Raw genomic sequence first — 12866 nt, forward strand, 5'->3', positions numbered from 1 at the left:
ACAGCCACCACCTTCCCCCGCTACAATCGCCGCCCCTGTCGCAACGCCTGGAGCCTGACCTTCCGTGCCAGTTCTGCGTCTACCGCTTCTTTCTGCCGCTGCAGGCAAACACCACTGGGGCAATCTTCCCGGTGCCGCACTGAGCCTGGCGATCGCCGAGGCTGCCAGCGCCGCCAAGCGCTTCACCCTGCTTCTGACCGCCGACAGCCAGAGTGCCGAGCGGCTGGAACAGGAGCTGAAGTTTTTTGCGCCCACGCTGCCGGTTCTGCACTTCCCGGACTGGGAAACCCTGCCCTACGATCTGTTCTCGCCGCATCAGGACATCATCTCCCAGCGTATCGCCAGCCTGTATCGCCTGCCGGAACTGGAACACGGCGTTCTCGTAGTACCGATCACCACGGCCCTACACAGACTCGCGCCAACCAAATTCCTGCTGGGCAGCAGCCTGGTGCTGGACGTCGGCCAGAAGCTTGATGTCGAGGCCATGCGCACCCGCCTGGAGGCCAGCGGTTATCGCTACGTGGACACGGTGTACGAGCATGGCGAGTTCACGGTGCGTGGCGCGCTGATCGATCTGTTCCCGATGGGCAGCAAGGTGCCTTACCGCATCGACCTGTTCGACGACGAGATCGAGACCCTGCGCACCTTCGACCCGGACACGCAGCGCTCCATCGAAAAGGTCGAGTCGGTACGCCTGCTGCCCGCGCGTGAATTCCCGCTGAAGAAAGAAGAAGTCACACGCTTCAAGGCGCGCTTCCGGGAGCGTTTCGACGTCGATTTCCGCCGCAGCCCGATTTTTCAAGACTTGAGCAGCGGCATTACACCGGCTGGCATCGAGTACTACATCCCGCTGTTCTTCGAGGAAACCTCGACCCTGTTCGACTACCTGCCGCAGGACACTCAAGTGTTCTCGCTGCCAGGCATTGAGCAGGCGGCGGAAAACTTCTGGAAAGACGTGCGCAACCGTTACGAAGAGCGGCGCGTCGACCCATCGCGTCCGCTGCTGCCACCCGCCGAGCTTTTCCTGCCGGTCGAAGACTGCTTCGCGCGCCTGAAAAACTGGCCTCGCGTCGTCGCCAGTCAACAGGACATCGAGGCCGGCGGCGATCGTTCGCGCTTCCCCGCACAGAGCCTGCCGGATCTGGCCATTGAAGCCAAGGCAGTCCAGCCGCTGGCGGCGCTGTCAAAATTCCTCGATGAATTCCCCGGTCGCGTGCTGTTCACCGCCGAATCCGCAGGTCGCCGAGAAGTGCTGCTGGAGTTGCTGGAGCGCCTCAAGCTGCGGCCCAAGACGGTCGACAGCTGGCTCCACTTCGTGGATGGCAAGGATCGGCTGGCGATTACCATTGCGCCGCTGGACGAAGGCCTGCTGCTGGAAGACCCGGCCCTTGCACTGGTTGCGGAGAGTCCACTGTTTGGGCAGCGCGTCATGCAGCGCCGTCGCCGCGAAAAGCGCACCGATGGTGGCAATAACGATGCAGTCATCAAGAACCTGACCGAACTGCGTGAAGGCGCGCCGGTGGTGCACATCGACCACGGTGTCGGTCGTTACCTGGGCCTGGCCACGCTGGAAGTCGAAAATCAGGTTGCCGAGTTCCTGATGCTCGCTTACGCCGAGGACGCCAAGCTGTACGTCCCCGTGGCCAACCTGCACTTGATCGCACGCTACACCGGCAGCGACGATGAAATGGCGCCGCTGCACCGCCTGGGCTCGGAAACCTGGCAGAAAGCCAAGCGCAAAGCCGCCGAGCAAGTGCGCGATGTAGCCGCCGAGCTTCTGGATATCTACGCCCGCCGCGCCGCCCGCGAAGGCTACGCATTCGCCGATCCGAAAGCCGACTATGCGACCTTCAGCGCGGGTTTCCCGTTCGAAGAGACGCCGGATCAGCAGACCACCATCGAAGCTGTACGCGCCGACATGCTGGCACCCAAGCCCATGGACCGTCTGGTCTGCGGCGACGTGGGTTTCGGCAAGACCGAAGTGGCCATGCGCGCTGCATTCATCGCCGTGCATGGCGGGCGTCAGGTCGCGATTCTGGTGCCGACCACCCTGCTCGCCCAGCAGCACTACAACAGTTTTCGCGATCGTTTCGCCGACTGGCCAGTAACCGTCGAAGTCATGAGCCGTTTCAAATCGGCCAAGGACGTCAGCGCCGCAGTGGCCGATCTGGCCGAAGGCAAGATCGACATCGTCATCGGCACGCACAAGCTGTTGCAGGATGATGTGAAGATCAAGAATCTGGGGCTGGTCATCATCGACGAAGAACACCGTTTCGGTGTCCGCCAGAAAGAACAGCTCAAGGCCCTGCGCAGCGAAGTCGACATTCTGACCCTGACCGCAACGCCTATTCCGCGCACGCTGAACATGGCCGTGTCGGGCATGCGCGACCTGTCGATCATCGCCACGCCGCCTGCGCGCAGGCTGTCGGTGCGCACCTTCGTCATGGAGCAGAACAAGCCCACGATCAAGGAAGCGCTGCTGCGCGAGCTGCTGCGCGGCGGGCAGGTCTACTACCTGCACAACGACGTCAAGACCATCGAGAAATGCGCCGCCGACCTCGCCGAACTGGTTCCCGAAGCCCGTATCGGCATCGGCCACGGCCAGATGCGCGAGCGTGAACTCGAACAGGTCATGAGCGACTTCTACCACAAGCGCTTCAACGTGCTGATCGCCTCGACCATCATCGAGACCGGCATCGACGTGCCGAGCGCCAACACCATCATCATCGAGCGCGCCGACAAGTTCGGACTGGCGCAACTGCACCAGTTGCGCGGCCGTGTCGGGCGCAGTCACCACCAGGCTTATGCCTATCTGCTGACACCGCCACGCAAGCAAGTCACCCGCGATGCCGAGAAGCGTCTGGAAGCCATCGCCAATACGCAGGATCTGGGGGCAGGCTTTGTGCTTGCCACCAACGACCTGGAAATACGGGGTGCAGGCGAACTGCTGGGCGACGGCCAGAGCGGCCAGATCCAGGCCGTGGGTTTCACGCTGTACATGGAAATGCTCGAACGTGCGGTGAAGTCGATTCGCAAGGGCGAACAGCCCAACCTCGACCAGCCGCTGGGCGGCGGGCCGGAGATCAACCTGCGCGTGCCCGCACTGATTCCCGAGGCTTATCTGCCGGATGTGCATACTCGCCTGATCCTTTACAAGCGCATTGCCAATGCCGCCGACGAAGAGGGTTTGAAGGACCTGCAAGTCGAGATGATCGACCGCTTTGGCCTGCTTCCGGAGCCGACCAAGGCGCTGGTGCGTATCACGCAGCTCAAACTGCGCGCCGAGCAATTGGGCATTCGCAAGATCGACGCCGGGCCGCAGGGCGGACGCATCGAGTTTGCCGCCGAAACGCCGGTCGACCCGCTGACGCTGATCAAGCTGATCCAGAGCCAGCCCAACCGTTACAAGTTCGAAGGCGCCACACTGTTCAAATTCATGGTGCCGATGGAGCGCGCAGATGAGCGTTTCAACACGATCGAAGCGCTGCTCGAGCGCTTGACCCCGACAACTGCTTGAAGGATTCATACATGCGTCTGTTTCGCTCATTGTCCCTGCTGCTGGTGCTCGTCGCGCCAGGCGCCTTTGCCGAGGGCACCTATCAGGTAGAGCTGATCCTGTTCCGCCAGAGCGGCGAGCCAGCGGCTACACGCCAGCTGGCGCCCGAAAACTGGGACGCCGACGCGCAGAAGATCACCGCCGCCGATGAGCGCAGTCCGGCGCTCAGCGATCTGGTCGCCAAATTGCAGGGCAGTGGCAACTACGAGGTGCTGATGCAGCGCGCCTGGCAGCAGACGATTGGCACTGAGCCCGTTAAAATTGCCGTCGCAAGCGGTAAAGAACAGCTTGGCCACTTCCCCATCGAGGGGACGGTGAGCCTGGCGATGGATCGCTTCACTGACATCGATGCGCAGTTCTGGGTCAACCAGCTGGACCCGCATGGCGTGGTCCTGAGCAGCGAGCGCCTGAAGCAGACTGCCAGGGTCAAGAACGGCGGGCTGAATTATCTGGACAACGGCAATCTGGCGCTGCTGATCAAAGTCTCTCCACTTTGATCGTTACATATTCAAGGAGCACAGGCGTGCTCCCTTTCTTTTTGAGCATCGCTGCGGCGTAGGGCTTTTTTTAACTTGTCGTCCATTCTCGAAAAAGTCCTCGCCTCGGCCTGGACAGACCTGTTCACTGATCGAACGCTTGAGCGCGGGCGCGACTATGCCCGGCAGAAACGCATCGTGCTGGAAGACTCCAGCCCTCAGATCATCCGCACCGCCTGCCGAGGCTCGGCGCTGGAGATCTACACCCAGACGCTGCTGTTCAAGGATCCGGATCGCTACCGCAATTACCTGACCTGCAAATGCACCTGCCCGGTGCGCAACGACTGCAAGCACTGTGTCGCGGCCATGTACTTCCTCCAGGACCCGACCAACCAGCCGCTGCTGCAGGCCGCGCTGAATACCCATGAACGCGATATCCAGGCGCAGATCGAGCAGAAGCCAAAACTGCCCGAGCGACTGGTCGATAACCTGCAGCCCAAGCCACGACTGATTCTGGCCAGCATCGAGTTCAGCGCCTACGAACCGCGCAACGGACGCATGCAGCGGCACATTCAGCATCGCGCCGCACTGGCCTTCGCCTACGGCAAGCACTACGCGGTCGGCACGACCAACGTCAGCATTCTGGTGAGTTCGCTGGGCAGCGATCTGGTAAACCAGAAAAGCGACATCATTGAACACACCGAGACCGAAACCCTGCGCATCCGCCGCCAGGGTGAACAGGAACGCCAGCTTCGCCAGCAACTGACTGACCTGGGCTTCAAGGTTTCCACGCGGCAGAGCAAGGCCCTGCCCGACAGCGCGGGCGACATGTACGAGTTGCCGAACGACAAGGCCTGGCTGCATTTCGTGCTCGACGATCTGCCAAGACTTCGCGAACAAGGCTGGGAAATCGAGATTCAGGACGAGTTCGGCTTCGACGTCACGCCCGTGGAAGACTGGTACGCGGTCATCGATGAGGAAAACGAGCGCGACTGGTTCGATCTGGAACTGGGCATCATCGTCAACGGCGAACGCCTTAGCCTGCTGCCGATCCTGATCAATCTGATCCGCAGTCATCCCGAACTGATGAGCCCTTCGGCGGTTGCCAAGCGCGGCGACGAAGAACAACTGTTGGTGCAACTGAACCATTTCACACAAAGCGGCGGCAGCCCCGTGCAGATCGCCCTGCCGTATGGCCGACTCAAGCCGGTGCTGGCGACGCTCGGTGATTTCTACTGGCGTCAGGAAGGCAACAACGCGCTGCGCATGAGCAGGGCCGACGCGGCCAGACTGACACAACTCGAAGACCTGCCGCTGACCTGGCAGGGCGGCGACCGACTGCGGCATTTCGCCGAGCGCCTGATCAACATCAAGGACGCACCGGTCGCAGTCCCCGATGGCCTGAACGCCACCTTGCGGCCTTATCAGCTGGAAGGCCTGAGCTGGATGCAGTCACTGCGCGAACTGGAAGTCGGTGGTGTGCTGGCTGACGACATGGGGCTGGGCAAGACCCTGCAGACGCTGGCGCACCTGTTGATGGAGAAACAGGCCGGACGCCTGGATCGTCCGGCGCTGGCAGTGATGCCGACCAGCCTGATCCCCAACTGGCTGGACGAGTCCGAGCATTTCACGCCAGACCTCAAGGTGCTGGCGCTGTATGGCGCCAATCGTCATCAGGACGCCAGCAACCTGCAGGACTACGACCTGATCCTGACCACGTACGCCTTGCTGCCCCGCGACCTTGAATTGCTGAAATCGCAGTCGTTCCACCTGCTGATTCTTGACGAAGCCCAGTACATCAAGAACCCCAACAGCAAGGCCGCGCAGGCGGCACGTGACCTCAACGCCCGCCAGCGGTTGTGCCTGAGCGGTACGCCGCTGGAAAACCACCTGGGCGAGCTGTGGTCGCTGTTCCACTTCCTGATGCCCGGCTGGCTGGGCAACAGCAAGGAGTTCAACAGCAACTACCGCACCGCCATCGAGAAGCACGGCAGTCAGGATCGCCTGCAGCACCTGAATGCGCGCATCAAACCGTTCCTGCTGCGCCGTACCAAGGAACAGGTTGCCACCGAACTGCCGCCCAAGACCGAAATCATTCACTGGGTCGACCTCAACGACGCCCAGCGCGACGTGTATGAAACCGTGCGCCTGGCGATGGACAAGAAGGTCCGGGACGAAATCACCCGCAAGGGCGTGGCCCGCAGCCAGATCATCATTCTCGAAGCGCTGCTCAAGCTGCGTCAGGTGTGCTGCGACCTGCGGCTGGTCAACCCGGACATGCCGGTCAACAGCAAGCAAGGTACGTCGGGCAAGCTCAACAGCCTGATGGAAATGTTCGATGAACTGCTGGCCGAAGGACGCAAGATCCTGCTGTTCTCGCAGTTCACCTCGATGCTTAGCCTGATCGAGGCCGAACTGAAGCAGCGCGGCATCCCCTATGCCCTGCTCACCGGCTCGACCCGTGACCGACGTACGCCGATCCACGATTTCCAGAGCGGCAAGCTGCCGATCTTTCTGATCAGCCTCAAGGCAGGCGGTACCGGCCTGAACCTCACCGCCGCCGACACCGTGATTCACTACGATCCGTGGTGGAACCCGGCAGCCGAAAACCAGGCCACCGACCGTGCTTATCGCATTGGTCAGGACAAGCCGGTGTTCGTCTACAAAATGATCGCGCGCGGCACGGTGGAGGAGAAAATCCAGCGCCTCCAACGTGAGAAATCCGCCTTGGCGGCGGGCGTACTCGATGGTCGGGCCAGCGGCGACTGGAAGCTGCGCGACGAAGACCTGCAGGCCCTGTTCGCCCCTCTTCCTGCAGCCCCCAAGAAGTCCAGAAAATAACAGCCCAGGATGCAGGCGCTGAGCTACTATCGGCAGCGCTCGCACCCTCGACTAAAGGACTTCTCATGCGTACCCGGTTGCTGACCGTTACAGCGGTCATGGTGGGCTCTGCCCTTCTCAATCAGGCCAATGCCAGTGGCGACGATTCCTGCTACCCATCCTGGACGGTGCTCAAGGAGAATCTGGATGCGTGCAGCAACCTGCCATTCCTGAGCCCGGGCAATGACAGCGAGGTGAATCTGCGCCTGCTGCTGGCCGACCAGGGGCTGAACACGTTCCAGTTGTCAGGCGAGAAAAATCTGGAGCGGGACGAGGGTTTTGGCGCAGTGCCGTTCTCGCTGTTTCGCTTCGGCACGACTGACCTGGCAATGGCTGCAGATAACGTTGAGGACGTAAGGCCCGGCGAGCCAACACCTGCGGCGGCGCAATCACCACTGACAGCGATGCTCGAAAAGCTCGGACTGACGCGCGCCGTTACTCCGGCGGCAGGTGATGAGTTCCTGTCCGGCGAAGGGAGTCGCTGTCGCAGCAACTCCGATGAAAATGCCCAGTCATTTATCAGCGAGGTGCTGGCCAGCAAAGACTTGACCGATACCGAACGCAAGGCACTGGCAGAGAGCCGCATGCAGATGCTGGGTGCCTGCACCTGGGACGCAGACACACGGGAAGCACTGCAACCGAAAGCGCTCGAATCCGTTACCGGCAAGGCGTTCGCCACGTACCTGCGCGCCGCCAGTGCCTTCTACAACGGCAATTTCGATGAAGCACTGACAGGCTTCACCGCGCTGTCGGACAGCCCACAACCCTGGCTCAAGCAAACCGCCGTGTACATGACTGCCCGTACGAAACTGAACAGCGCTCAGGAGGACGTGTTCGACGAATACAGCCAACTGCAGCGCGACAAGGTCGACAAAGCCGCGCTCGCAGACGTCGAAACCTCGTTCAAACGGTATCTGGACAGCTATCCCGACGGTGATTACGCAGATTCGGCCCAAGGGCTTTTGCGGCGGGTGCACTGGCTGGCGGGCGATGACGTGAAACTGGCCGAGGATTATGCCTGGCAGCTTGAACAGCAAGGCAAAGCGTCGGCTGACCTTGAGCCAATCGTTATCGAGATGGACCGGGCCGTATTGGGCAGCGACAGACAAAACCTGCGCACACCCTGGATGTTGGCGGTCACCGATCTGATCCGCATGCGCGAAACATCCAGCCCCAGATTGAGCGAAGCCGGTCTGAAAACTCAGGAACCGTTGTTTGCCGAGCAACCTGAGCTCTATCGCTATCTGCAAGGCGCACTTGCGCTGTATGTCCTCGATAACCCGGACCAGGCCCTTGAACACCTGCCTAAAGAGCTGCCCGAGCACTTAGACTACCTGACGTTCAGCCAGCATCTGCTGCGGGGTCTGGCGTTGCAGACTCGCCAGGATTTCAAGGGTGCACAGACGCTGTGGCTGGAAATGCTGCCCCGCGCCACTCAGCCGCTGCAACGCGAACAACTGGAACTGGCGCTGGCCATGAGTTTCGAACGCGACGAACAGCTCTCCAGCGTGTTCGCCGCCGACTCGCCGATTCGCTCCGCCAAAGTGCGTTATATATTGCTCAGCCGTGTTGCCGATGCCGACCTGCTGCGCAGGCAGACGACTCAAGGCCTGACCGAGACCGAGCGCAACACAGCGCTGTTCGTCCTGCTGTACAAAGACCTGATGCGCAGCCGATACGCAGATTTTGCCGAAGACCTGAAACGTCTCCCGGAAAAACTGCCGGAAGATAATCTGGGTTACGCCTTGGGCTACACCTATGAAAAAGGTCCCTCGCTGAGCCTGTTTCAATGGCCGGGGAGCAAAGCCGAATCCGACTACACCTGCCCCGCTGTCGTGCAGACGGCCGCCGCGCTGAATCTCAATGCCAAGGACCCCAAAGCGCTGAACTGCATGGGCGAGTTTATCCGGGCCAACAGCCTGGACGGCATGCCGCTGGACAGCAAGCGCAACGCCGATACTCTGGGCGGCAGCGCACCAGGCTTCAGCGGTGAAGTGTTTTCACGACTGGAAGGCTACAAGGCCGTCATCGGTAACCCGAAGGCGCCGCGTGACGAAAAGGCTTACGCGCTCTTTCGAGCGGTCAACTGCTACGGCCCTTCGGGTTATAACACCTGCGGCGGCAAGGAAGTCGAACCCTCTGTGCGCAAGGGCTGGTTCCGCCAGTTGAAAAAGGACTTCGCCAGCACCCAATGGGGCCAGACCCAGCAGTACTATTGGTGATGCGCCCAAGGCTCCAGCACTGCCTGGCCCTGCTTTGTCTTTTGACGTTCGGGCAGGCAGACGCTGGGGTCAAGGCTGAAGAGTACGATGCGTTCTGGCTGTGGGCGGGCGTCAGGCCGCAGCCAGTGATGGATCAGGCAAAAACCCTGTATGTGCTGCAAGGCCAGGTCAGCACTTCGCGCCGCGATCCGCAGCAACGTGTCAGCTTCATTGCGCAAGGCATCTCGGTCACGCGCTTGCCGCAGGAGCACGTGTGGCTGGTCTACCGCGCTCACACCTTGCGCTGGCCGGAGTCTGTCTACCGGCAACTGCTTGGTCAGGCTCAGCGCTGGAAGGCATCCGGCACCCGAGTGATCGGCATCCAGATCGACTTCGACGCCCGTACCCGCTACCTGAACGAGTACGTAGATTTCCTCCGCGACCTGCGCAAGCGCCTGCCTGAAGACTATCGATTGAGCATCACCGGCCTGATGGACTGGAGCAGCAATGCCGACATCACCGCTATCGGCGAGCTGAAAGGCGTGGTGGACGAAGTGGTGGTGCAGACCTATCAGGGTCGCCACAGCATCCCGGATTACGCTGCGTACCTGCCCCGCCTCGGTCGTCTCGGCCTGCCGTTCAAGGTCGGCCTGATTCAAGGCGGTGACTGGCAGGCACCGGGCTATCTGAGCGATAGCCCATGGTTCAAGGGTTACGTGGTTTTCCTGCAGAATCCCTCGACTCAGCGCTGAGAGAGAATCTGCGCTGTGGACAGTACCGTGGCGTATTCGCCGTGCAGATTGGCCAGTGACATGGCGTGCACCTCTTCGGCACTTCGCGGCGTTCCGAAAAAGTCTGCCTGATCGAAGGTAAAACAGGCGTCGTGCGCAACAATCACTTCGAACCCCAGATTGCCGCCGCTGCGCGCAGTGGATTCCACCGAGTTGTTGGTGACAACGCCTGCGATCACCACCTGCCTGATCCCGTCGGAACGCAGCCACATTTCCAGAAACGATCCGCAAAAGGCATCAGGCACTTGCTTGCTCAGTTCCCGCTCGTCCGCGTGCGGCGCAAAGGCTGGCTGATATTCCACGCCGGACTGCTCGGGCCAGAACACCGAAGAAGGCGACGTAGAGAAATGCCTGACGTGAAATACCGGACGACCGGCTTCCCGCCATGCTGACAGCAACTCGGACATGCGCTCTTCGGCCTGCGGGTTGTTGCGCCGCCCCAGTTTAGGGTGATTGATGCCCTGTTGCATGTCGATCAGGATCAGCGCGCTATCGGGATGAACGTCCATCAGGGTTGATTTCCTTGAAATTCGAGCTTGCGACAGTAGTCCTAACCTGCGCTCGGTTCCAGTGCGGTATCAGCCGCCAGACAGCTTATTGCGACTACGCTGTCTACGCACATCCACTTTCCGTCGCCTCAAACATTGGAGAACACCATGATTCAGCATCCGAACCTCGCCGGAAAAGTCGCCTTCGTTCAAGGCGGCTCTCGTGGTATCGGCGCAGCCATTGTCCAGCGCCTGGCCAAGGAAGGCGCCGCCGTGGCCTTCACCTATGTCAGCTCCGAAGAAGCTGCGCTGGAGATTCAGGGCAGCATCACCGCCAATGGTGGCCGCGCACTGGCCATTCTGGCCGACAGCGCCGATGAAAAAGCCATCCGCCAGGCGATTCAAACCGCAGCTGAAAACCTCGGCGGGCTGGATATTCTGGTCAACAACGCAGGCGTGCTGGCCATTGCCCCACTGAACGAATTCACCGTGCAGGACTTTGACCGAACCCTGGCCATCAATGTGCGCAGCGTGTTCATCGCCAGCCAGGAAGCCGCCCGCCACATGGGCGAAGGCGGACGCATCATCAACATCGGCAGCACCAACGCCGACCGCATGCCGTTTGCTGGCGGTGCGACGTACGCCATGAGCAAATCAGCTCTGGTCGGCCTGACCAAAGGCCTGGCACGCGACCTCGGCCCGCAAGGCATCACCGTGAACAACGTCCAGCCCGGCCCGGTCGACACCGACATGAACCCCGCGCACGGCGAATTCGCTGAAAGCCTCAAAGCCATGATGGCGATCCCGCGTTACGGCAAGAGCGAGGAAATCGCCAGCTTCGTCGCCTACCTCGCCGGCCCCGAAGCGGGTTACATCACCGGCGCCAGCCTGACCATCGACGGAGGCTTCGGCGCCTGAGCGCAGCCATCGAACGACACGACTGGCCGGCCCGGCCTTCTCATAAACCCCGGAGCCAGCCAGCCTGCGCAGACCTTTCAGCGGACAGACCGCGTTTTTCTGCTTAACCGCATGAAAATTCTGAAAAAAAGTTTTGCGTTCCGAAAAGCTTTCGACTACATTAGCGCGCCTCGACAGACACAACGTTGTCAGCGAGATACGGTGAGGTGTCCGAGTGGCTTAAGGAGCACGCCTGGAAAGTGTGTATACAAGAAATTGTATCGAGGGTTCGAATCCCTCCTTCACCGCCATATTCGATACACGAAAAGCCCCGACCTTCCCTGCGAACGTCGGGGCTTTTTCGTTTGCGCATGGTTTTCCTGCAAACCGACGCCGTCATCAGCGGGTACATTGGTGAGATAACAGACCTGCTGGGCGATAGGCTCGGGCTAGGCAAAAAGTGCGCAGACGCTTTTCTCGTTATTATAGAGCTTCTGGCACTGCTGTCTGGTGATCGAAACCCAGCTCCAGCTCGAATGGGAAGACGAGTAGAAGATGCCTGGGTGCCTGCGATGTATTTTGGCAAGCCTGGTTTCATTTACTCATCTGTGGGTCATGCACAGCGTTGGACGGCTAGCGGTATACGCTACAGGAACATCCGGTATCAATGCTCGACACGGAGCCGCGTCAAACCATGCAACCGACGCAGAACTCAAGGAAAACGGTTTGAGACCTGAAAGACATGGGCAGGCGCTATGCCTGGCCGCTGTGCCGTTGTGTGCTGGCATCGTGTTTGCGATCACCCGCGCGATAACCGAAGTCTGGAATGGAGAAAACCTGATGCCGGGTTTTCTCTACGGCTGCTTCATCGGGGTTGTCCTGGGCATTCCGTTATGGCTGCGCAGCGAGGCCAAAGGTAACAACGCCAAGGGCCGCTACCTGTTCAACGCGCTGATTCAAGCTCTGGCCGCATGGGTGCTGGCTGGCGCCTCACTCAACAGCCTGCCACTGGCCATAGGTCGTGGCATCGCTCTCGGATTACTCTTTTCAGCCACGATCTACGGCATTCAAATATTGTGCAAGAGCGATAACCAGAGCCACCCGACGAAGCGCGCTGCTCTGTATGCCGTGCCGCTGTCCGGCGCACTGACACTGGGGACGACCACAATACTGGCTTTCTCCGGTCCCGACATCGGTCTGTCGGCATTTGTTATGGCATGTCTGGTCGGGGCATTTCTGAGCATGCTCGCTGGCTGGCCAGTCTTGTGGTTTATCGAGCGCTATCTGAAGACGCCGCTGCGTTACATCGCGGGAGGTATTGTCACCGGGTTGCTGATTTGGCTGTGCTTTACCCTGGAAAACCTTGTCCATGCCATGCACGCGATGTTGTCGGCAGGCGATCATGCCTTGCCGAAGTCCTTCCTGGAAGGCGCGGTATTTTTCGCATTTACAGGCATGCTGGCGGGCATGGTTTGTACGGGAATCATTCTGGGCTGTGAGCGCCTCGGCTTGAATCGTCGTGGTTCCAGCCTGCGCCCATGAATATTGAACGAAGCCCCTGAATAGCAGGGGCTTTC

General features: G+C 60.5%; 8 protein-coding genes and 1 tRNA gene. 8 read left to right on the top strand and 1 reads right to left on the bottom strand.

Translation table 11 applies throughout. The features are described 5' to 3' along the window. Window positions 1–64: 64 nt before the first annotated feature. From mfd to JTJ32_RS18295, 5 genes are all read left to right on the top strand, one after another. Window positions 65–3517 (top strand): transcription-repair coupling factor, encoded by a 3453-nt coding sequence (gene mfd / locus JTJ32_RS18275; RefSeq protein ID WP_210042876.1) that lies wholly within the window; start codon window positions 65–67, stop codon window positions 3515–3517. Window positions 3518–3528: 11 nt separating this feature from the next. Beyond that, complete coding sequence (locus JTJ32_RS18280; protein WP_099228951.1) at window positions 3529–4053, top strand: CsiV family protein; 525 nt, start codon at window positions 3529–3531, stop codon at window positions 4051–4053. Window positions 4054–4128: 75 nt separating this feature from the next. After that, on the top strand, window positions 4129–6873 hold the full coding sequence (locus tag JTJ32_RS18285; protein ID WP_210042877.1) for a DEAD/DEAH box helicase: 2745 nt from the start codon (window positions 4129–4131) through the stop codon (window positions 6871–6873). A 65-nt stretch (window positions 6874–6938) separates the two neighbouring features. Then, window positions 6939–9134 carry a tetratricopeptide repeat protein gene (locus JTJ32_RS18290; protein ID WP_210042878.1) on the top strand — a complete coding sequence of 732 codons (2196 nt, stop codon included), beginning with the start codon at window positions 6939–6941 and terminating at the stop codon, window positions 9132–9134. Then, entirely contained in the window at window positions 9134–9865 is a 732-nt protein-coding gene (locus tag JTJ32_RS18295) for a DUF3142 domain-containing protein (protein WP_236059362.1), read from the top strand. The genes JTJ32_RS18290 and JTJ32_RS18295 overlap by 1 nt, the downstream gene beginning before the upstream one ends. On the opposite strand, the gene JTJ32_RS18300 is transcribed toward JTJ32_RS18295, so the two are convergent. Beyond that, on the bottom strand, window positions 9856–10413 hold the full coding sequence (locus JTJ32_RS18300) for a cysteine hydrolase family protein (protein ID WP_099228955.1): 558 nt from the start codon (window positions 10411–10413) through the stop codon (window positions 9856–9858). The two genes, JTJ32_RS18295 and JTJ32_RS18300, sit on opposite strands and share 10 nt — an antisense overlap. 147 nt (window positions 10414–10560) lie before the next feature. Between JTJ32_RS18300 and JTJ32_RS18305 the strand changes: the two genes are divergently transcribed. The 3 genes from JTJ32_RS18305 to JTJ32_RS18315 all read left to right on the top strand — a co-directional run bounded on the left by JTJ32_RS18305 (window position 10561) and on the right by JTJ32_RS18315 (window position 12831). Further along, complete coding sequence (locus tag JTJ32_RS18305) at window positions 10561–11310, top strand: 3-oxoacyl-ACP reductase family protein (RefSeq protein WP_210042879.1); 750 nt, start codon at window positions 10561–10563, stop codon at window positions 11308–11310. 200 nt (window positions 11311–11510) lie between these two features. Further along, window positions 11511–11600 (top strand) — tRNA-Ser (locus JTJ32_RS18310). Between the two features lie 244 nt (window positions 11601–11844). Next, on the top strand, window positions 11845–12831 hold the full coding sequence (locus JTJ32_RS18315) for a hypothetical protein (protein ID WP_210042880.1): 987 nt from the start codon (window positions 11845–11847) through the stop codon (window positions 12829–12831). Window positions 12832–12866 lie beyond the last annotated feature (35 nt).

Origin of the sequence: Pseudomonas alliivorans, from assembly GCF_017826695.1 — a bacterium.
GTDB lineage: Bacteria > Pseudomonadota > Gammaproteobacteria > Pseudomonadales > Pseudomonadaceae > Aquipseudomonas > Aquipseudomonas alliivorans.